This is a genomic window from Mucilaginibacter sp. Bleaf8 (genome assembly GCF_018390515.1).
Taxonomy (GTDB): Bacteria; Bacteroidota; Bacteroidia; order Sphingobacteriales; family Sphingobacteriaceae; genus Mucilaginibacter.
Window position 1 is genome coordinate 123,240 of record NZ_JAHBBK010000003.1, and the last position, 19,336, is coordinate 142,575.

The following is a 19,336-nucleotide window of genomic DNA, read 5'->3' on the forward strand; positions in this document are numbered from 1 at the left end:
TATGGAAATTACAGATTTGAAAGGTCAGCGCATTAACGTGCCGGATTTGGAATTGGCGATTTTACAGGCCGACGATTACCGGCATTACCGTCATGCCGATCCGGCTTATGCCGCTTCCGATCAAAAATTACAGGCCTATTGGGAAGACATGTACCAAAAGCTGCTGGCGCTGCGGGCGTGAAAAAAAGTGCGCCACCCTGCCACTTGCTGCTTTCATCCGCAACAGGCAGGGCGGCGGATGGTGCACCTGACTTCCCCAAAATCAATTCTCAGCGATGCCTCTCCCTGACTTCCGGGAATACAGGCGCTATTGCTATTGAGTGCAGGATGAATTTCCCATCGAGCAGACAGGGTTTACCGCTACCGGCATAGAGCCATTTCGTTTGATAAATTGCTAAATAGATTAGTATATTTGAGGATGGAAGATCCGAAAGTATTTGATGTGGAGCTGAATGGACAGTCCGTCCGGGTGAGCGAGCATACCATCAAGTTTGCTCGTGTTTTTCATTTGGTCTATCCCGGCAGTCCTCCTCCTTTAAATATTACGATAGCAGAAAATACGGACGGGGTGAAATTCTGGACGTCCATACCCGAAGGGCGGCAGGAAGAAGCGGAACTTGCAGGCAAGGTAATTGCTGCGTATATTCGTGAATACAGGAGAAATCAGTTATGTGCTACTACAACGGACAAAAAGTTACCCGCGCCGAATCTATTCGGTTGAAAGGCATTGAAAAAGCGATCCGGAATTACAAGTTCCTGAATGTTGGGGTACATAACGGGTTCAATTATGCACCCTGCGCCATCCTGATCCCTTCTGCAAACGGTAAAGACTTCGACATCGTACAGGCGGAATGGGGCTATGTACCGGGCTTTGTGAAAACCCGGACAGAAGCCAATATCTTCCGGGCGAAATACACGACGCTGAACTTTAAATCGGAAAACCTATTTGTGAAAGAAAATGGCGAGCGCTCCATGTGGGCAGACGCCGCCAAGAACCGCCGATGCCTGGTTTTATCGACGGGTATCGTCGAATCCCGCCATGTGCCGAAAATCGGCAAAAAGGGCCAGGAACTGAAGGAAACCATCAAGTATCCGTATCAGGTAAGCTTAAAGGGCCAGGAGTATTTCTTTCTGCCGGGGCTGTACAACGAGTGGCTGGATCCGGAAATCAGCCAGTTCGTAAACACCGTCGCTTTTGCGATCACCGAGGCTAATGCGGTCATGTCGCAGATCCACAATTCCAAGAAAAGAATGCCGTCCATATTGACAGAAGAACTGGCATGGGAGTGGCTGATGGAAAAGCCAGGTGAAGAGCGTCTCTCCCAAATTGCCCGTACCCAGATCCCATCCAGATTGCTGGATTTTTGTACGGTCGACCGGAATTATCGCAGGACGCTGGAAGCTACACCATTGGAATACCCGGAACTTGCACGTATCGATACGAGTTTTGTGGACACGGAAGAATTGCAGTTCAATCATTGGCCGGCAGCATCCGAAGCAGCCGCACAGGAGACAGAAGAATTGGTAACGGTTGAAGATGCTGAAAGAACAGCTTATAACCGTGAAATAGGTCGCCAGGGTGATCTGTTCAGCTAATCACTGATTGCTGAATGTAGTAAGTAGCCAGGTCAATAGATGAAAATTTATTGTATCCGGCCTGCCGCAACAAAGTCACCAGTTGACCGCGATGATACGTGGAATGGTTAATACTATGCGCAAAGGTGTGATCGTACTGCATCCTGCCTGTTCTGCCGTTTGGGTAAGTGAAACTGACTAATTCCGTAAGCCTGTCCTCAGGATGGCTTTTAACAAATTCTGCCAGGCTGCCAGATGCTTCTTTCCAAATCAATAATAACTCCTCATTGGTCCCCGTAAATTCCGCGGAAAGGTATACAGGATCATTTGCCTTCATCCAAAAGTCCACCCAAATCTTTTCGGCACTGGCGATGTGCAGGGCGGTTTGTCTAAGGCTGGGAAAGCTGCTGACATTAGCCCGTTTCCATTGTTCCTCGTCAACCCGGCTTAGCCAGTCAATGACCTTCTGATCTGCCCAGCAATTGTAAGCTGCCAGGTCAGTAAAATATTGCTTCAACATAACTGGTTTTATTACGCCCGCGCTAAAGTGGCAAGAAGTTCAGGCAGTGTGGTGATTCCCCAGTGCTCCATATATTTGCCGTCTTTAACCAGTACAATATCGATCACATCGATGCTGATTGCTTTGCCGGTCGCCGGGACACCTAACAATGCTCCTGTTTGCGTGCCGCTGATACTTTTACGGGTAGTGACCAGGTCACCTTCTGCGACCTGCTGGTGAATCGTTACTTTCACATCGGGCATGGCCGGGCGTAAGATCTCATTGAAGAAGTAGATCATTCCCTGTGGCCCGTTGTCCATACCGGCCGGAGCCGACCGGTTCACAAAACTTTCATCCATGAGTGCGTTAAAGCTGTCCACATTTCCCTGTTCGATCACTTCCTGGTTAAAGCGACACACTACCGCTTTGTTGTCTTCGATCATTGTTTCCATTATATAGCTGTTTTGATGATACAAAGGTACCGGCTAACAGGGGGTGCCTAATAGGGCCGGACGTTCAGGTATTACGGCGCAACGTTCAATTGTTGCTCCTGATAATCGCTCGGCGTATGACCGAAATGGTTACGGAAAGCCTCGGAAAAGCTGGAATGATTTTGATAGCCCACTTTCAGGTACACGCCGGACGGGCTTTCTTCCGCAGATCTTAGCAGTTCGGCAGCCCTTTCCAGTTTCCGGATGAGCAGCCATCTTTGAGGAGTGGTCTGATAGATTTCACTGAATCTTCTTTTGAAAGTTGAGGTACTCATGTGGCAAAGGAACGCCAGCTCATCTACGGTAATTGCCTGACCGACGTGACTTTCCACCACCTTTTTGATCTGCAGTTGCTCCCTGTCCTTCGTTATGATCTGAATAGCCCGAAACCGCTCGGGGTCAAAATGTAAAAGATACAAGAGCAACTCTTCGATTTTGAGCAATCTGATAGCGGCTGGTAGCTCCCTTTCCGTACTTACCAACGCTTGCATTGACGCAATGAACTGTTTAATGAAAATATCCTGCTTAAAAATGAGGAATGGCTGTTTGCCGTTTAAAGGTGTAATGTTTTGCAGTAAATGATCATACTTGATCAGAAACCGGTTAAATACCTCATTACTGAAATAAAACAGGATGCTGCTGAACTGCTGTCCGCCTGTTAAAAGCTCGGAGGTGAGCACATTTCCGGTGGAAAGCACCACCAGTTCACCTGCATTCACCACCGCCGTAGCATCCGGGTAAACAACGGTCTTTGTGCCGCTGACCAGCAGGTTGATCATATTCTGATTTAAAACGATCCTGTTCTTGATCGAATCCTGATGAGAGGTATAGCAGCGGATCACCACTTCATCTGTGTTAGCAGGAGAGCCGTTTAATATATCATCTGGTAGATAATAGGTATTCATAATGCCACCGCCTTTTCATAGCGTTCGCGGGAAGCTTTGATAGTGGGCATGTTAGTGTTAGCCCAATCGTACAGGTGCATTAGCGGGGTCACGAGACTTTCACCAAGCGGGGTCAGGGCATATTCCACTTTTGGCGGGATCTGTGCATACATCTTCCGTGTCAACAGCCCGTCCGCTTCCAGCATTTTTAGGGTGACCGTCAGCATTTTTTGTGAGATACCGTCAATCAGCTGGTGTAGTTCGTTGAAACGCAGCGTACCGTGGTCGGACAACATAATGACGGTCAGCATGGACCATTTATCGCCAACGCGGTTCAAAACATCTTTTACCGGGCAGTTGTCACGGTCAGTTTCACATTTTCTTAAAATTTCTTTTTTCATATCTGCCTCATTTTCAATAATGGTTACTTACAAGTAAGTGTCTGACTTTCAGGCGCCTTCTTGCTTTACTGTCATGCACGACTTAGTTTTGACTTACGAAAAGTAAGTTAATCAACAAAAGTAATAAAAGAGATTATGGATTTACAATTGCAAGGAAAAAGAGCGCTCGTGACCGGTTCCAGCGCGGGTTTGGGGGAAGCGATCGCACGCTTACTGGCTGCTGAGGGCGCGGAAGTGATCGTTCATGGCCGTAACGAAGAACGTGCGGCAGCGGTAGTGAAAAGCATTAATGATACCGGTGGGCGTGCCATTTATGTCTTGGGTGATTTGTCAACCGATGAAGGCGCGGATGCCTTAGCCAACGATGCTTTAGCAGACGGCCCGGTAGATATCCTGGTGAATAATGCCGGTGCCTATCAGCCCCGGCCCTGGCTGCAGGTGAGCGTGGATAACTGGCAGGAAAGCTACAACGTTAACGTGCTCGCGTATGTGCGCATGATACACCGCTTGCTGCCTGCCATGAAAACCCTGGGCTGGGGACGTATGGTACAGATTGGTTCATCAGGCGGCATCGAGCCATTTGCTTTGCAGCCGGATTACTTAGCGGCTACAGCTGCCCGTCACAACCTGACCGTATCGCTGGCCCGTGAACTGAAAGGCACTGGGATCACCTCCAACACGGTCGCGCCCGGACCGATGCTGGTAGAGAATACCCGGAATATGCTGATGAACATGGCCGGGCAGTTGGGCTGGGGCGACAAGTGGGCTGACATTGAGCGGAATGCCGTGGAACAATTCGTGCAGAACGATGTGGGCCGTTTTGGTAAACCTGAAGAAGTAGCTGCCGCGGTGGCCTACTTATCCGGCCCCATGGCCGATCATGTGACCGGTGCGTTGCTGCGTGTCGACGGCGGTCATACCAGATCCGTTTAAAGCTTTGAAGCGTCATGTCAGTTCTGAGAAGGCGGATCTTCAGGTGTAATTTACCCTTGGGCTTTATCATCCTGTGCTCAGAAAAGCACAGGATGATAGTTGACAGCTCCGTTTTATCTGGCTGTGCGTCTTAGCGCCCGAACGCTATGGTCTATCTCACCGGCCGTAGCCTGTCTACCTTTAACAAGTTGCGGTTTATCTGGAAGTCGGCTTGGAAGGCCTGTTTACTTTTCGTTTTCTTTTAAGAAGAAATATGGCGTATCGCCTGTTCAACTGACTTCGGCAGATGTAATAATTATTTAAAGTTCCGGCCTTTATGGAAACTGTCCTCCGGCTGCTGCTGGGTCTTTAACGGCTTATCCATCGGGATAAACGGCGAGGCCTTCCCATCGGCCCGGGATAACGTAAGTACCAGCTGCTGCTCGTTCGGGGTAACCGTCAGGTTGCCTAACAATTTAGTGATGTCAAATATCCGTCTGACAATGACATGGGTCACTTCAGTTTGTTCAACCACGCCTTCTACCATGAGCAAACGGGCGTGCAGGATCTCTTTGCGGTACTTGTCAAAGAGCTTGGGAAACACAACCAGGTTAGTCGTGCCGGTTTCGTCTTGCAGCGTAATAAAACAAACGCCTTTGGCCGTACCCGGACGCTGACGGATCAGGATAAGTCCGGCGGTTTTAATGGCGGTTTTGTTTTCCGTTACATGAACTTCCTTTGCCGTTTTGATATGAAGCAGTTCGAGCGTATGCCGGATAAAGCTGAGCGGGTGACCTTTGAGGGAAAGGCCGGTGGTCGCATAATCCTGCACGACATGTTCTGACAAGCGCATACTTGGCAGATCGATCTCCGGTTCATAATCGCTTTCGGAGGGCTGGCCCTGCATCAGTTGCACCGGACGGTCATGCAGTGCAGATACTTCCCAAAGTGCCTGGCGGCGGTCAAGCTCCATAGAGCGAAACGCATCCGCATTGGCCAGCTTCTCCATCGTAGCGACACTCACCCCTGCGTCGCAGATCTGGTGGGGTGCGGTGTAAGGTTTAAGCCGGCCTGCTACCAATCTGGCGATTTCGTCTTCTCTGATGCCGCTAATTTCGCGAAAGCCTAAACGTACCGCAAAGTATTGGCCTTGCTTGGCCTCCAGGGTATAATCCCATTGTGAGCGGTTCACGTCAATAGGCAACATTTTGACACCATGTTCCCGTGCATTACGGACGATCTCTGCAGGCTGATAAAAACCCATGGGCTGGCTGTTGAGTAACGCCGTGGCAAACACTTCGGGATAATAATACTTCAACCAGCAGGACACATAAACCAGCAGGGCAAAACTGGCTGCATGACTTTCCGGGAATCCATAACTGCCGAAACCTTCCAGCTGTTTAAAGATACGTCGGGCGTATTCCTCACTATAGCCGCGGGCGGTCATCCCACTGATCAGCTTATGCTCAAACTTGCTCACCATCCCGTTGAACTTAAAAGTGGCCATCGTCCGGCGGAGCAGATCTGCCTCGCCGGGCGTAAAGCCGGCCGCCACGATGGCCAGCTCCATGGCCTGTTCCTGGAATAACGGCACACCAAGCGTTCGCTCCAGGATAGACCGTATTTCCTCAGACGGATAATCAACATCCTCCTCGCCATTCCGACGGCGGATGTAAGGATGCACCATATCCCCTTGAATGGGCCCGGGCCGGACGATGGCCACTTCAATCACCAGGTCATAGAAACAGGTGGGCTTCATCCGCGGCAGCATGGACATCTGCGCGCGGCTCTCGATCTGGAATACGCCGAGCGTATCTGCCGCCGTAATCATTTCATAAACTTTGGGGTCATCTTGGGGAATGTTGGCCAGGGTGAGCGTTTTTCCATAATGACTTTGCACTAAATCAAAAGCCTTGCGGATACAGGTGAGCATCCCTAAAGCCAGGATATCCACTTTCATAAAGCCGAGCGCGTCGATGTCATCCTTGTTCCATTCAATGTTCGTGCGGTTTTCCATCCGGGCATGGAAGATCGGGCACAGGTCGCTCAGCTTACTGTCCGTAATGACAAAGCCACCCGTATGCTGGCCGAGCTGCCGCGGGAACCCGATGAGCTGGGCGGTGAGTTCTATGACCTTCAGCAAATGCGGATCCTGGTGATTCAGTCCTAACGCATCCAGTTGCTCAGCTGTAATTTCCTCATCGGTCAGATTACCGTAAGCGTCCGACAATTGTTTGACCACATCGACGGAGAGCCCCATGGCACGGCCGACATCGTTGACCGCGCCTTTGTAATGCAGCATGAAAACGGTGGGCAGGATCGCCGCCCGGTCACGGCCAAAGCGATTGTACACATACTGGATCACTTCCTCCCGCCGCTCGTGCTCGAAGTCTACATCAATATCCGGCGGCTCGTTGCGTTCTTTGGAAAGAAAACGGGCGAAAAGCAGATTCGATTTGTCCGGTGCCACCGAGGTAATCCCCAGCACGAAGCAAACCGCCGAATTGGCTGCGGAGCCGCGGCCCTGGCAAAGGATGTGCTGGCGCCGCGCCCAGCTGACGTAATCTTCCACCGTCAGAAAATAGTCGGGAACATCCAGCTCCGCAATGATTTCCAGTTCGTCTTCTAAGGCTTTTTTGACTTTCGGCGGGATGTTATTATCGTAAAATTTCTTCGCGCCTTTCCAGGTCAGGTATTCCAGTTGCTGCATGGGCGTGCGGCCGTCTGTAGTCAGTTCACTGGGGTATTTGTATTTGAGCGATTTCAAATCAAACTGGCAGGCATCCGCGATCACCCGGGCGTTATGGATCGCTTCGGGATGATTCCGGAACAGGCGCTCGATCTCCGCCTTTTCTTTCAGGTGCCGCTCCGCGTTCTGATGCAATTTATAGCCGGCATTGAAGATGGTGCATTTTTCCCGCACGCAAGTCAGGATGTCCTGCAGTTCCCGCCGGGATACCTGATGATAATGTACGTCATTGGTGGCTACCAAAGGGATTCCTAATTCACTTAGCAGGAACAGGCGCTTGGCATCGTCACCGGTATAGTACTTCGTCGCCGCCAGGTACAGGTTAGGCAGATTTTCCTGGTAATCGCGGACATGACTTTGAAAGACAAACTCAAATTCGAAATCCTGCGTCAGTTTATCAGGCGGTATGATGATGAAGTAACTGCCTTCGGCATGCTGGTAAACATCCCTTTTGGAGAGGTGACATTTCTCCTTTTCCGCACGCAGATTGCCGAGCGTGAGTAGCGCAGAAAGGCGGGCGTAGGCTTCCTTATCTGTTGGATAGGCCAGCAAACTAGGACCGTCAAGCAGGTCGAGACGCACACCGGGGATCAGCCTGATGTGACGGTCTTTGGCGACCTGGTAAGCGCGTACCACCCCGGCAAACGTATTCCGGTCGGTTATACCAATGGCATCATAGCCTAGGTCGGCCGCCCGGTCAACGAGTTCTTCCGGGTGGCTGCCGCCGCGCCGGAAGCTGAAATTGCTGGTGACCTGTAACTCGACGTAGCTCATGCGAAAAAGCCATGTAAATACCAGTGCTGATTGTTTTCTGCGTTATAGTGCCCGGAACGGAAAAGCCAGTAGCGGCGCCCCGCTTCGTCTTCCGCGATATAGTAGTCCCGGTGTTCTCCCGGTTCGAGCCACCATTCCCGTTCGATGCGCTCCGGGCCGTCGGCGCCCACAATGATATGCTGCTCACCTTTCCAGATGAATAGCTTTGGCGGGTAATCCGGTGTCAGGGCCATCGCTTCGATGGGTTCCGGCTGATCCAGGATCTGCATCGGGCGGGGCTTATCGGTGCGCCATTCGCTTTCCGGTGCTTTCCTGAGTTCAGCGGGCCTGGGCGTACGTTCCGGCCAGTAATGTTCGCCCGGCAGGTACCGGTGAATAGTCGCCGTGCCGATCCGTCCCGCCACACGGTCCAGCAGCTCGGCCACGTCGTCACTTTCGGCACCGCCTTTTGCAGACCAGAGTTCGTTTTGCTTATCGCTGACCGGTTCCGTTTGGCGTGCCTCTAAAATAAACAGTTCAATGCCCATTCCCGGCGCAACCGTATCCAGCTTTATGAAAAACAGTTTGAACAAATGCGGAACGCGGTTGCTCGCATGGTTGGTACCGATGGTGATGCTGCCATTTTTTCCATCGATCCGGTACCAGGTCAGCATGGCCGAACGAACGCCTAAACCTTCGCCATACAGTCTTTTACATAATCTTTCCAGCAAATCGTTCAACCCGATCTCGATAGCTGTTCTGGTGGTGACCGGTTCCAGGCAATCCAGCCGCTCTGTATAGGGAACAGGTTCTTTCATTGGAAATAAGTATTCCACTTCCTGACCCAGCGCTTGCTGCAAACGCAGAACCATGTTCTTGCCAAAGCGTCGCCGCAGGACGGAATCAGGCATATAGATGAAACTGCTGATCTGGTGAAGACCCAGGTTACGCAGTTTGAGCAGCGCATCGGCTGGCAGGCGCAACGCAGCAGGCGGCAGGGGCATGAGGGCATTGCGGTGCATGCCTTCCGGTACGATGAGCCCGGCCGCTGCGCAGCGCGCAACGCCCCAGGCAGCGCCGATCGTATCGGCAATCGCCGGACGAATGTCATAGCCGATCGCTTTTAAGCGGGAAACGATCTCCTGCAAAAATGCTTTTTCACCACCCTTTAAATGCGTACATCCGGTCACGTCCAGTAATAAACCGTCCGGCGGATCGAGCTGCACTAGCGGCGTGTAACGCAGGCACCATTCTGCCAGGCCGGTCAACAACTTCAGATTCCGGCCGGGTTTACCGTCGAACACCAAGAGCTCAGGCGCGATGATCCGCGCATCGGCGACCGTCATGCCTTCCACCACGCCGTATTTTCGGGCTTCTGCGGTCAGGGCGGTAATCAGCAGGCGTCCATGGTCCGGTTCTGCAAAGACATAAGGCTTCCCTTTCAGGTCAGGCTGGCGGATCGCTTTCTGGTCTGTGAGTAAATACCGGAACCATATGGCTGCAAAACGCTTAGGCATACTGGCGGGCGGGTTCGGCGATCTGCGGCAGGATGACCGGTTGAAAATTTTGTTTTTTCCATTCTATGGTCCAGTTGCCGGGCCTGCCGTTCCGGACCTTTAGTAGCTCCACCTGCCAGCGCGGATAGCCGACCCCAGGCATGCCGGAACGGAGCTGACTTCGCACCGGACGGATCTGCCACCGGGTCACACAGGCCGTCGTGTTGGCTTTTTTGACATCTTTCCGGAGAATGAATCCAGTCACCCGGCTTTTCTCCACCGCTAACTGTAGCCTTTGGGATTCCATGAAGCTGAACGCTTTCGTTTCACAGATCACCGCCGCGACGCCCTCACATTTCAACGCTTCTTCGGTTACCCAAAGCACATCTTTTTGCAGGGGAACATCCACGAAGATCACGCGGTCGGGGTCAACCCCGAACAGTTTCAGCGCCGGCGGGTAGATGCGGCGGGTATAGCTGATCCACAAACAGGCACCACCATTGCGTAATAGCTTTTGCACCAGCCCGGCGATGAAGCCGCCGCTGGCAGCGGTGTCTTCCGGACTGCTGCTGATGAATTCATGGATGGCTCCGGTGGGAAATACCCCACCCGGAAAGGCCGCCGCAACAGGGCCGAGGCCCAGGTCATGATGTACGCCCGGCTGCGGCGGACGAAAACCCTCCCAGCGGATCATATCCTGGCGTAGCTTGCTGATGATTTCTTCTTTGGTCTGCGGCATGGTACGGTATTAAAAGTCAAAGGTTAGTTGATCAAAGGTCAGCCTGCGTCCGCTGTTATACTGCCTGATGGCTGCTGCAATCACGCCGATCTCCTCTAAGGTGAAAACTTCGCCTTCGCTGAAGCCGATAATGTCCTCGGGGAGTAGCTGCTCGGCTTCGATGTTCACCAGGATCACCGAGCGTTGTTCTGCGGTCCGGATCTGGTAGCGCATATAGCCCACAGCATCAGCCAGTTGATCCAGCTGTTCGACGGAAATGTTCAGCAAATGTCCGTGGAGTTCGACTTGTAAATTGTAAGGTACCATCGTGTATCGGTGTTGAAGCCTATAAAGTTATGCTAATATTTTTAGCATTATTACCATCTTTTTTACATTTTTTTATTCACATTTGTTTTCATGAAAAGTAAGTTGTTCGAAGAAAGACCGAAAACGGCCCGAATAAGTGACGAAAAATGGGTGCGCGTAATGCCGGATTCCGGCGAGGGTTATCAGCTTTATGATGCTTTACAGGAACGAAATATCGGACGCATTCTATTCGATGCCGATGATAATTGGATCTACGATGGTACAGCACTGAACATTGAGGAGCAGGAAGAGGTGGCCGGTTTTATCAGCGGCAACCAAAAAGAAATGAATGATCTGATCAGAGACCTATATGAAAAAGAACATTGACCTGGAGCTGACCGTGGTTGAAAAACAACAATTGCGGGAACAAAAGATAAGCCTGAAAGCACTGCGCGACTATGCACCGGATGAGATCGCGGCGATGTTGAACGCGTCACCCGAGCGGACCAAAGAATTGACGGCACTGGCTGAATTTCAAAGTATTCCCTCACTTGGAATCGGATTTGCCAAAGAGCTGATCGCCCAAGGGTATTATTCATTGGCGCAATTAAAAGGCAAGAGCGCGGTTGAATTATTTGATGCTTATGAAAAGCATTCCGGTTGCTGGGCCGATCCTTGTGTAGAAGATTCATACCGTTTGCTGGTTCACTACCTGGAGCACCGGGACGAAAGCAAGCGCTGGTGGGATTTCACGAAAGAACGTAAAGCTTACCGTGCCGAGTTCGGCTTTCCGGCGGATCGTCCGGTAGTCGCCTGGTACGAGACAGATCAATACCCGAAGGCCCAAGCGCATAGGAAAGGATAAGCAAATGGAGCAATTAAGTTTTTTTCCCGAGGCAGGACAAAGTAAAGGCCTGCCAACTGACTTCCTAGAGTATGTTCCCGGATTATTCAGCGTCGAAGAGGGAAACCGTTTTTTGCAAAAGTTTATGGCAGAAGCACCCTGGAAGCAAACCACCCAAAAGCTTTGGGACAAGGAGTACCTGACCCCGCGCATGACCTGCTGGTACGGCGAAACGGACAAGATCGCCGGCACCTTACCCTGGACACCAGAACTGCAGGCGATCCGCGAAATGGTAGAACCATTGGCGGGCATCCAATTCAATAGTGTGCTGCTCAACTATTATCGGGACGGTAACGATTCTGTCGCCTGGCACAGTGACAAAGAAAGCATTATGGGCAGCCAGCCGGTCATCGCGTCCGTTAGCTTCGGCGAAGTCCGGACTTTCGATATTCGCAGCAAAGCCGATCATCGCGAAAAATATTCCGTGCGTTTGGAACACAGCTCTTTTCTGCTCATGAAGTCCGGCCTGCAGGAACAATGGGAACACCGCATAGCCAAATCTGCGAAAATCGTGAAGCCCCGCGTAAACCTGACCTTCAGACTGGTCATTTGAACGGCGTGGAATTAACATTTTATTGATAGACGATTCATATTTTTGCCTGTGATGACCGTATATGAATTTAATGCCCTTGATCAGCAGGAAAAGGCTGAGGCCGTCTGGCGTGGTACTTTCCTGGCAGAGCGCATAGCAGCTGGGTTGCATGTACAGCTTTATTCCCTGCCCGGTTGTTATGTAGAGGTTTTCTATGATCAGGCGGCTAATCAGATCACCGGTTTTGAAGCATTTACTAATAAACAATTACTCGCGCCCTATCTGGCGCAGACCAACTTTCCGAGATGATAAAAAAGAGTTTTTTTGCTGCGCTAGCTTTAAGCGGCGCTTTTAGTTTGATTTCCTGGGGCTTTAAAGGACACCGCGCCATTGCCACCATTGCCCAAAAACACCTGACCAGCAATACGGCCTACGTGGTTTCCGGTTACTTAAAAGGGGATGGGATGGCAGAGGTGGCCACCTGGGCGGATGAAAACCGTAACCCGACAACCGCGCCATGGCATTTTCTGAACCTGCCACTGGGTTTGACGCATGCACAATTTGTCAAACAGGTGAGCGAGAGCGACAACAATGTATATAGCGCTATCCTGAAGACGGAGGCCACCTTAAAAGATAAAAGTCTGACCGCCGATCAGAAGAACGAAGCCCTGAAATACCTGATCCACCTGGTCGGTGACGCCCATCAGCCTATGCATATCAGCCGCAAGGAAGACAAGGGCGGCAACACCATACAGATACGCTTTGACGACAAAGGTAGTAATCTGCACAGTCTCTGGGACAGCAAGCTGATCGACCATGAGGGTTCGAGCGAGGCGGATATCGCCCGGACCTATGATGTGGCCACCGCGGCACAGATCAGACAGTGGCAGTCGGACAGCCCGATGGAATGGATCTGGGAGAGTTACCAGATCAGCAGTGAACTGTATGCCCAGGCTAAACCCGGCCAGTCCATAGATGAGGCTTACTACCAGAAATATATCAGCGTTATTCATCAGCGTATCGATCAGGCCGGTATCCGCCTGGCAGGTGAACTCAATAAATTGTTCCAGAACGAGCAGGCGAAGGTAACCGGTGTAACAGCTGCACCGGACTTATCCAAAACACTTCAGAACAATGCCACCAAAGGCATCGTCATCGGCAATGTTGACCTGAAAAATATCGGAAACTTTATCGGCAAAACCGTTTCGACGACCGGTAAGGTTTACAGTTCCAAGGACATCGGCAGTATGATCCTGGTGAATTTAGGAGCTGCCTATCCTAACCAGTTACTGACGGTGGCGCTCAAAGGCAAAGCCAGGGAACTGGGCGCTCAACTGAGCGATAAGGTGATCACCGTGGAAGGTGAAGTGATTGACTACAAAGGCAAACCGGAGATTATCATTACGGACCCATCGAAATTGAAATTCTAATGGGATGAATGGACCTTTTACCAACTTGGTGTTGCCTTAAGAAATGACACAAGCGTTTAATGCGGTGGGGTTATACCCACCGCATTGCTGTTATAAAAAGCATCATCCCCCTTTAAAAGACGACAAGTAATTACAGAGAAGTTATTCAGCTGGATTGTTACTAACGCCAGCCGAGTCCGGGCGCCACATGTTCCAGGATGGCAGATAATACATGGATGTTGTAGTCCACACCCAAAGTATTGGGGATGGTTAGTAGCAGGGTATCTGCTTCCTGTATCGCTTCGTCAGCAGCCAGCTGCTTGATGAGCTCATCCGGTTCGGCCGCGTAACTTCTACCGAAGACCGCCCGTTTATCCGCTTCGATATACCCGAAACTATCGCCGCCTTTGGCCTGCTGTCCGAAATAATACCGGTCCTGGTCATTCACCAGTGCAAAAATAGACCGGCTCACAGAAACCCTTGGTTCGCGCTCGTGCCCAGCTGCTCTCCAGGCTTCTTTGTATAACCGGATCTGTTCAGCCTGCTGGATGTGAAAGGGCTTGCCGCTTTCATCGAACTTTAAGGTGGAACTTTGCAGGTGCATGCCGTTCTCCGCTGCCCAAACGGCGGTAGCATTGGAGGCAGCGCCCCACCAGATGCGTTCCCGCAACCCTTCCGAATGGGGCTCCAGGCGTAATAGCCCGGGCGGATTGGGAAACATGGGATAAGGATTGGGTTCGGCGAATCCAACGCCTTTCAGTTTATCCAAAAATGCCAACGCCTTATTGCGTCCCATGTCTGCATCAGTTTCGCCTTCAGCCGGTTCGTAACCAAAATAACGCCAGCCCTCGATCACCTGCTCGGGCGAACCGCGGCTGATGCCTAACTGCAACCGTCCCCCGGAGATCAGATCAGCGGCACCGGCGTCTTCCACCATATACAAGGGGTTTTCATACCGCATGTCGATCACGCCGGTACCGATCTCTATGGTGCTGGTTTTTGCACCGATAGCGGAAAGCAAGGGAAACGGAGACGCCAGTTGGGCAGCAAAATGATGTACCCGGAAATAAGCGCCGTCCAGTCCTATTTGCTCGGCCGCCACCGCCAGATCAATGGACTGGAGCAAAGTATCGCCCGCTGTACGGGTTTTGTAGGCCGGATGGTCAGACCAGTGCCCAAACGATAAAAATCCTATTTTTTTCATTCCAGGCAAATGTAATGATAATTAGGTGTTTGAACCGGTATGTTTATGGTATCAAGCAAATGGCACTACACCTGCGTTTATTGCAATCATAATTAGAAAATGATGATCTCCTTACCATCTTCAAGATATCGGAATCGATAACTTAGTAGTTTCACGATGGCTTCCCCATTTGGTGTCTTGGACCTAGATTGTAATCCAAAGGAAGGCAAAAGGGTGGCAGGTAAAATTGTGGACAATTCCATCGATAACCTTTCTTCTTGTAAAATATCTTCGCTGATCTCCACGTACCACTCTTTTTCGTCTCTGCGAAAATCTTGTTGCATCTGTATTAATTGCTCCCGTGATTTAGCTTGACTATATAACGGCTGGGCTTTGAAATTAATGGCCATTGTCCCGATGGCATGTAGGATTTGCCAGTCCAGCCACCCTTTCGACCTTAGCGACTGTATTTTAAGCATAAAGCTTTCGGATGTTTTTAATAGAGGCAGGGTCACCGATAACATCTTCTTAACAGCTTCGATGCGATTACTGATAGCCGTCATTGCTGCAAGCTCATTGTAACCAGGAGCTAAGGAATCTTTCCATGGCAGTTGATCATTGAGCCTGACTGAAATAGGTTGGTCAACAGCCTCATGATCAAATGCCCGCTGGTGCCAGGAATCGAAACTTTCCTTTTGAATAAAATACCTGAATAACTCCGCATAGGGTCTTCCGAAGGTCACTTTACCGATCAGGTTTTCTTCTTTTAATTTTTTGTTCAGTAACTTTTCGAACGCAGCATCATTGAGCAGGGATATTTCACTAATGATCGATTGTGCAGCTATCAGGTAACTGTATTCATGATCGTTCAGGCTTTTCGGACTTTGCTCCACATATTCTGCCAGTTCTAGTAACCATTCACTGCTTTCATTAGATGGTTGCTTTATGAAATTTGTTTGGTCATCTGTCTTGATAATCTTTACCCGTACATCTCCCGGAATAAGGTACGTTTCGTCTTCAATCAGATCAGCCAAAAGGATCTGAAGCATAGCGATAAATTCTTCGGCGAGGCTGGTCGTCACATGGTCATTGAGAAATTCGAAGGACCAATTACAGCCGTAGGCATTAAAGGTAATCACCCTTATTTGTCCGATATCATTAAAAGCTTGTCCGAACAATTGTTCGGACATTTTTTCTTTTAGTACCTCCGGTTGCATCTTTTGTTTGATCTCTTCCGTGTTGCCTGCTATTTCTTCACTCAGAAACCCCCAGTTTTTTAAATGGTCTGAAATAATTGATTCGATTTTGGGGATAAAACTTTTAGCGTAGTAGTTAATCAATGCCGGATAATAAAGGATGCGGTACCTGTCCTCATGCTGGTAAACATCAAAATCTTTGGTCATCTGGAAGTGGGTAATCGTAAGAAATTCCAGTAATTCAAGATAATTGAACCAGGTACCAGTCAGGTAATCACAGTCACATGCTGCGGAGATACCGGCCAGAAACTTTTCAAAGTATTCGACTTTTTCGTCTTTGAAAGCCAAATAAGCGGCGATAAAGCCGTAATATTTGCTGGCATATAGCAGATTGATTTCCTTGTAGGATTTTGCCAGTAAGAGACAAGAATCTATGCTTTGCTCCAAAGATTCACTGTTAAACCATTTGATTTTTATCTCATGGAGACAACCAATCGCCTTAAAATACAGTCTGTGTTTGAGATAGGCAACGGCCTGTTTTTGTAACTTGCGTGCAACCAAATCACGACCACCCCATTTTTCCAGATAAGGATTGAGTTTTGCAGTAACTTTTTCCAGTTCCGTAGTGTCCACTCCGACGGTCAATAGTAAATCCATGAAATCCTCAATCCTTTCGGAAAGTTCTTGTACAGAAAAAAAATGAGTCTTTGGAAGTAAGGCAACCACTCCATTCATCCGCTGTATATATTTTTCAATACGGCTCTCGAAAGGGAGATTTTTACGTGGATCGTTTAATGCGAAGCTGGCATTGGTTTGCATTAATGCCGCTTTTGTATCCGGATTATGTGAAGCATTCAACTTTCCATACAAAGTTTTTTCAAAGCGCTTACACACCTTATGGAGGTAATCCATTTCCAACGTGTGCCGGCTTTTTAATTTGGCCGTTATACAAAATGATAAGAGAATCTGGGTATCTTCTATCTCCTGAGGGGAGTCGCAGGTTTCCAGATCCGAAAAGAAGTTGATCACATTAGCTTCCTGCCCGGTAATTTCATCAAGTCCCATAAGAGACGCGACAAATTTTTCATAGATTGCTTTACGGACCAAGTTTCTAGCTATGGACATACTTGCTATAAAGCTATCAAGCTTCGGCAGCCAGAAAAGCAGATCTTTTTTCAGATCCATGTCTTTATAGATGTGCCTAAGAGCTGCTTTAATCTCAGTAAATTCTTCGTATGTAGTCCTTGGAGTTTCCCTTTCTCTGTGTTCTTCCAGTAATCGTTGGTACCAACCCGTAGCGATAGCCGGATAAGCTTCGGAAGCTATCTTAAGATATTGCACTGCGATCCAAAATAAGTCACCATCTGTTAAAAGCAAGGACAATGCCTGAGCATCCATGATCTCCACTTCAACATTAAGGGTATTTTTAATGTGTTCGATGCATTTATGGCGGTGCCCCACCGGAATGTCTTCCCCACTAAAAAAATATACCCTTTCCACTACAGTACCAGAAGCTTTGATGGTTTTTACATCTTGAAATATTTTACCCGACTTTGCAGTTGGGTCCTTTTCCAAGGAACAGGCGAATGCCACCGGGACTTTCGATGCTCCTGCAATAAATTTAGAAGCGGCGTCAGGTAAATGCGATAAATACGTATGGAAAGTTTCGAAATCTCTCCCCTGATCTCCTCCGGCCTGAACGGGTCCGGTTGCCGGCAATACATTGTCATGGAGGCGCTTACGAGCGATATAAAAGCATATTTTTTCAAAGTCGGCAGCACCGTTCCGGGAAGATAGCTGCGCGATGCTGAACCTAATTTGCTGTTGTAATTCGTCTGTTTTCATAAATGTTGCTTCGCTTTGTTTGGTATTGAATTCCTGGCTGTGAAGCATAAAATGATAAACATCGTTCAATCGGAGGTCAGGTCACTCAAAACGTTACGTAGGTCTTGGTGTACAAGATAGTGAGAATTATTTTCAGGTAGGCTCTCAATGGAATTTGACACCCCCATCAGATCAAATTGCAAATTATTCGGTATTTTGCTTTCATTTCGTCAAAGATCATATAGAAGGCAGCGAAAAAAATGCCTTATATGATTGGGGCGGAAAACTCTTATTTATAGGCATGCTTATATTTCAAATGGAGGTAACTTACCACTTCTCTAATAGCCCGCTCAAAGGAATTAGTCGATACCCCTTATCAATTCCAATATTTCCTGATAGTCGGCAGCAATTGTCATACGAAAATTCTGATCCAGTTTAAGCGATTTTAAAAGGGTAGAAAAGCTTTTTTCTGCAAAAAAATAATCACATGTTCCAACGGCCAGGCTGGAATGTGAAATATCGTAATAATCGTTAGGCTTTGTTGTCCTATTCTTATCTCGCCCTAACGAGGCATAAATTAAAGTATAGATATAGGTCACAGGGGCAACCCCTCTTATTTCCTTTAAAGCCATTTTAGAGAGTTGATTTGCAATATCGATAGTATTCCTTGAAATATGCATACCATCTGCCGCATGAGTAAAAGTGCTAAACAATTCCTCACGATGTAACGCTTCCAGACTGACATTCCTCATATTGTTGGCCTTAGCGTAGTTGAGCATGCCTGCGTGCCAGATGGCTGATTCATTGCTTTCCTGATACTGGTCATTAAAAGCGGTCACTTCCTGAAAAGTTTGCTGAAAATAGTAATCCAAATAAGCTTTCTGTAATAAAAGCGATTGCTGTTCAATACCTTGGTCGCCTTTGACATTGAAACTAATATCACCGAGAACACTTAATGCTTTGGTCCAAATATAATCTGTTTGATAGGTCTGTCTCCCGGAGGCAGTGGAAATAAAATTATATGTTTCGCAACCTATAATATAGTATAAAGGACTTATCGAATAGTTGCAGGTCAGGATATCTGCAATTTGGGCAGTCCTTTTTCTCCGCGTCAAATCTCCCTGCTTTAAAAACTCATCAAACAAAGCTGTAGAAAACGGGCAAATAATTTTATGGTCAGCAATCTTTTCTTTTAGACTTAAAAATATCTCCTTGACTATGGCTTTCTCTTTTCCTGATTTGTAAATTACATCTCTTATTTCGATCCAAAATTTAGTGTCTAAATAAATTTTTTTTATCGGGTTTACGGTTTGGGCAATTTCTTTTAATTTTTGCTTTTTATAGGCGGCAAAAGACACGTCCGGATGATTTTGGTGATAATCTATCCGGTCTTTAAGACCCAGCTTGTTGAAATTTCTTATGAAAAGATTGAAGAAGTCATCGGCCATAACCGAAGATAGCAAATGCAGCGAAGGAATTGCCCAACAGCAAATTTAAGTGTTGC

General features: G+C 48.8%; 20 protein-coding genes. 9 read left to right on the forward strand and 11 right to left on the reverse strand.

Going from position 1 to position 19,336, the window contains the following annotated elements; all coding sequences use genetic code 11:
* The first annotated feature begins 1 nt into the window (after position 1).
* The 3 genes from KHS38_RS13925 (at position 2) to KHS38_RS13935 (ending at position 1,596) form a co-directional block, all read left to right on the forward strand.
* Positions 2–181 carry a hypothetical protein gene (locus tag KHS38_RS13925; protein WP_213489210.1) on the forward strand — a complete coding sequence of 60 codons (180 nt, stop codon included), beginning with the start codon at positions 2–4 and terminating at the stop codon, positions 179–181.
* 237 nt (positions 182–418) lie between these two features.
* Positions 419–721 (forward strand): hypothetical protein, encoded by a 303-nt coding sequence (locus KHS38_RS13930; protein WP_213489211.1) that lies wholly within the window; start codon positions 419–421, stop codon positions 719–721.
* Positions 670–1,596, forward strand: coding sequence for an SOS response-associated peptidase (locus KHS38_RS13935; protein ID WP_213489212.1), 927 nt, complete (start codon positions 670–672; stop codon positions 1,594–1,596). The genes KHS38_RS13930 and KHS38_RS13935 overlap by 52 nt, the downstream gene beginning before the upstream one ends.
* Here KHS38_RS13935 and KHS38_RS13940 read toward each other — a convergent pair.
* The 4 genes from KHS38_RS13940 to KHS38_RS13955 form a co-directional block, all read right to left on the reverse strand.
* Positions 1,589–2,095 (reverse strand): DinB family protein, encoded by a 507-nt coding sequence (locus tag KHS38_RS13940; protein ID WP_213489213.1) that lies wholly within the window; start codon positions 2,093–2,095, stop codon positions 1,589–1,591. The two genes, KHS38_RS13935 and KHS38_RS13940, sit on opposite strands and share 8 nt — an antisense overlap.
* An 11-nt stretch (positions 2,096–2,106) precedes the next feature.
* Positions 2,107–2,526, reverse strand: coding sequence for an ester cyclase (locus tag KHS38_RS13945; protein ID WP_213489214.1), 420 nt, complete (start codon positions 2,524–2,526; stop codon positions 2,107–2,109).
* Positions 2,527–2,597: 71 nt separating this feature from the next.
* Positions 2,598–3,470, reverse strand: coding sequence for a helix-turn-helix domain-containing protein (locus KHS38_RS13950; protein ID WP_213489215.1), 873 nt, complete (start codon positions 3,468–3,470; stop codon positions 2,598–2,600).
* Positions 3,467–3,850 carry a winged helix-turn-helix transcriptional regulator gene (locus tag KHS38_RS13955; protein WP_213489216.1) on the reverse strand — a complete coding sequence of 128 codons (384 nt, stop codon included), beginning with the start codon at positions 3,848–3,850 and terminating at the stop codon, positions 3,467–3,469. The genes KHS38_RS13950 and KHS38_RS13955 overlap by 4 nt, the downstream gene beginning before the upstream one ends.
* Before the next feature lie 168 nt (positions 3,851–4,018).
* Between KHS38_RS13955 and KHS38_RS13960 the strand changes: the two genes are divergently transcribed.
* The gene (locus KHS38_RS13960) at positions 4,019–4,783 is read left to right on the forward strand and encodes an SDR family NAD(P)-dependent oxidoreductase (protein WP_213489217.1); all 765 of its coding nucleotides are present in this window, start codon (positions 4,019–4,021) and stop codon (positions 4,781–4,783) included.
* Between the two features lie 295 nt (positions 4,784–5,078).
* On the opposite strand, the gene KHS38_RS13965 is transcribed toward KHS38_RS13960, so the two are convergent.
* Genes KHS38_RS13965 through KHS38_RS13980 form a run of 4 tightly spaced genes read right to left on the reverse strand, consistent with a single transcriptional unit; the run spans position 5,079 to position 10,805 of the window.
* Positions 5,079–8,285 (reverse strand): error-prone DNA polymerase, encoded by a 3,207-nt coding sequence (locus KHS38_RS13965; RefSeq protein WP_213489218.1) that lies wholly within the window; start codon positions 8,283–8,285, stop codon positions 5,079–5,081.
* On the reverse strand, positions 8,282–9,781 hold the full coding sequence (locus KHS38_RS13970; protein ID WP_213489219.1) for a Y-family DNA polymerase: 1,500 nt from the start codon (positions 9,779–9,781) through the stop codon (positions 8,282–8,284). Before KHS38_RS13970 ends, KHS38_RS13965 begins: the two co-directional genes overlap by 4 nt.
* The gene (locus KHS38_RS13975) at positions 9,774–10,499 is read right to left on the reverse strand and encodes an ImuA family protein (RefSeq protein ID WP_213489220.1); all 726 of its coding nucleotides are present in this window, start codon (positions 10,497–10,499) and stop codon (positions 9,774–9,776) included. The genes KHS38_RS13970 and KHS38_RS13975 overlap by 8 nt, the downstream gene beginning before the upstream one ends.
* 9 nt (positions 10,500–10,508) lie before the next feature.
* Positions 10,509–10,805, reverse strand: coding sequence for a hypothetical protein (locus tag KHS38_RS13980; RefSeq protein ID WP_213489221.1), 297 nt, complete (start codon positions 10,803–10,805; stop codon positions 10,509–10,511).
* 90 nt (positions 10,806–10,895) lie between these two features.
* On the opposite strand from KHS38_RS13980, the gene KHS38_RS13985 reads away from it, so the two are divergent.
* From KHS38_RS13985 to KHS38_RS14005, 5 genes are read left to right on the forward strand one after another with little or no spacing between them, the layout of a single operon-like run.
* Positions 10,896–11,171 carry a hypothetical protein gene (locus tag KHS38_RS13985; protein ID WP_213489222.1) on the forward strand — a complete coding sequence of 92 codons (276 nt, stop codon included), beginning with the start codon at positions 10,896–10,898 and terminating at the stop codon, positions 11,169–11,171.
* A complete protein-coding gene (locus KHS38_RS13990; protein WP_213489223.1) occupies positions 11,155–11,649 on the forward strand; it encodes a helix-hairpin-helix domain-containing protein in 495 nt (164 codons plus the stop codon). The genes KHS38_RS13985 and KHS38_RS13990 overlap by 17 nt, the downstream gene beginning before the upstream one ends.
* Before the next feature lie 4 nt (positions 11,650–11,653).
* The gene (locus tag KHS38_RS13995) at positions 11,654–12,241 is read left to right on the forward strand and encodes an alpha-ketoglutarate-dependent dioxygenase AlkB family protein (RefSeq protein ID WP_213489224.1); all 588 of its coding nucleotides are present in this window, start codon (positions 11,654–11,656) and stop codon (positions 12,239–12,241) included.
* 51 nt (positions 12,242–12,292) lie between these two features.
* Positions 12,293–12,529, forward strand: a complete 237-nt coding sequence (locus KHS38_RS14000) for a hypothetical protein (RefSeq protein ID WP_213489225.1) — start codon at positions 12,293–12,295, stop codon at positions 12,527–12,529.
* Positions 12,526–13,650, forward strand: coding sequence for a S1/P1 nuclease (locus tag KHS38_RS14005; RefSeq protein ID WP_213489226.1), 1,125 nt, complete (start codon positions 12,526–12,528; stop codon positions 13,648–13,650). Before KHS38_RS14000 ends, KHS38_RS14005 begins: the two co-directional genes overlap by 4 nt.
* A gap of 160 nt (positions 13,651–13,810) precedes the next feature.
* On the opposite strand, the gene KHS38_RS14010 is transcribed toward KHS38_RS14005, so the two are convergent.
* The 3 genes from KHS38_RS14010 to KHS38_RS14020 form a co-directional block, all read right to left on the reverse strand.
* Positions 13,811–14,833, reverse strand: coding sequence for an LLM class flavin-dependent oxidoreductase (locus KHS38_RS14010; RefSeq protein ID WP_213489227.1), 1,023 nt, complete (start codon positions 14,831–14,833; stop codon positions 13,811–13,813).
* A gap of 92 nt (positions 14,834–14,925) precedes the next feature.
* Entirely contained in the window at positions 14,926–17,853 is a 2,928-nt protein-coding gene (locus KHS38_RS14015) for a hypothetical protein (protein ID WP_213489228.1), read from the reverse strand.
* Positions 17,854–18,191: 338 nt separating this feature from the next.
* On the reverse strand, positions 18,192–19,280 hold the full coding sequence (locus KHS38_RS14020) for a hypothetical protein (protein ID WP_213489229.1): 1,089 nt from the start codon (positions 19,278–19,280) through the stop codon (positions 18,192–18,194).
* Positions 19,281–19,336 lie beyond the last annotated feature (56 nt).

Excerpts from the sequence above, each read along its gene's own strand:
- KHS38_RS13925 (WP_213489210.1), top strand. The coding sequence starts at position 2 with ATGGAAATTACAGATTTGAAAGGTCAGCGCATTAACGTGCCGGATTTG.
- KHS38_RS13930 (WP_213489211.1), top strand. The coding sequence starts at position 419 with ATGGAAGATCCGAAAGTATTTGATGTGGAGCTGAATGGACAGTCCGTC.
- KHS38_RS13935 (WP_213489212.1), top strand. The coding sequence starts at position 670 with ATGTGCTACTACAACGGACAAAAAGTTACCCGCGCCGAATCTATTCGG.
- KHS38_RS13940 (WP_213489213.1), bottom strand. The coding sequence starts at position 2,095 with ATGTTGAAGCAATATTTTACTGACCTGGCAGCTTACAATTGCTGGGCA.
- KHS38_RS13945 (WP_213489214.1), bottom strand. The coding sequence starts at position 2,526 with ATGGAAACAATGATCGAAGACAACAAAGCGGTAGTGTGTCGCTTTAAC.
- KHS38_RS13950 (WP_213489215.1), bottom strand. The coding sequence starts at position 3,470 with ATGAATACCTATTATCTACCAGATGATATATTAAACGGCTCTCCTGCT.
- KHS38_RS13955 (WP_213489216.1), bottom strand. The coding sequence starts at position 3,850 with ATGAAAAAAGAAATTTTAAGAAAATGTGAAACTGACCGTGACAACTGC.
- KHS38_RS13965 (WP_213489218.1), bottom strand. The coding sequence starts at position 8,285 with ATGAGCTACGTCGAGTTACAGGTCACCAGCAATTTCAGCTTCCGGCGC.
- KHS38_RS13970 (WP_213489219.1), bottom strand. The coding sequence starts at position 9,781 with ATGCCTAAGCGTTTTGCAGCCATATGGTTCCGGTATTTACTCACAGAC.
- KHS38_RS13975 (WP_213489220.1), bottom strand. The coding sequence starts at position 10,499 with ATGCCGCAGACCAAAGAAGAAATCATCAGCAAGCTACGCCAGGATATG.
- KHS38_RS13980 (WP_213489221.1), bottom strand. The coding sequence starts at position 10,805 with ATGGTACCTTACAATTTACAAGTCGAACTCCACGGACATTTGCTGAAC.
- KHS38_RS13985 (WP_213489222.1), top strand. The coding sequence starts at position 10,896 with ATGAAAAGTAAGTTGTTCGAAGAAAGACCGAAAACGGCCCGAATAAGT.
- KHS38_RS13990 (WP_213489223.1), top strand. The coding sequence starts at position 11,155 with ATGAAAAAGAACATTGACCTGGAGCTGACCGTGGTTGAAAAACAACAA.
- KHS38_RS13995 (WP_213489224.1), top strand. The coding sequence starts at position 11,654 with ATGGAGCAATTAAGTTTTTTTCCCGAGGCAGGACAAAGTAAAGGCCTG.
- KHS38_RS14000 (WP_213489225.1), top strand. The coding sequence starts at position 12,293 with ATGACCGTATATGAATTTAATGCCCTTGATCAGCAGGAAAAGGCTGAG.
- KHS38_RS14005 (WP_213489226.1), top strand. The coding sequence starts at position 12,526 with ATGATAAAAAAGAGTTTTTTTGCTGCGCTAGCTTTAAGCGGCGCTTTT.
- KHS38_RS14010 (WP_213489227.1), bottom strand. The coding sequence starts at position 14,833 with ATGAAAAAAATAGGATTTTTATCGTTTGGGCACTGGTCTGACCATCCG.
- KHS38_RS14015 (WP_213489228.1), bottom strand. The coding sequence starts at position 17,853 with ATGAAAACAGACGAATTACAACAGCAAATTAGGTTCAGCATCGCGCAG.
- KHS38_RS14020 (WP_213489229.1), bottom strand. The coding sequence starts at position 19,280 with ATGGCCGATGACTTCTTCAATCTTTTCATAAGAAATTTCAACAAGCTG.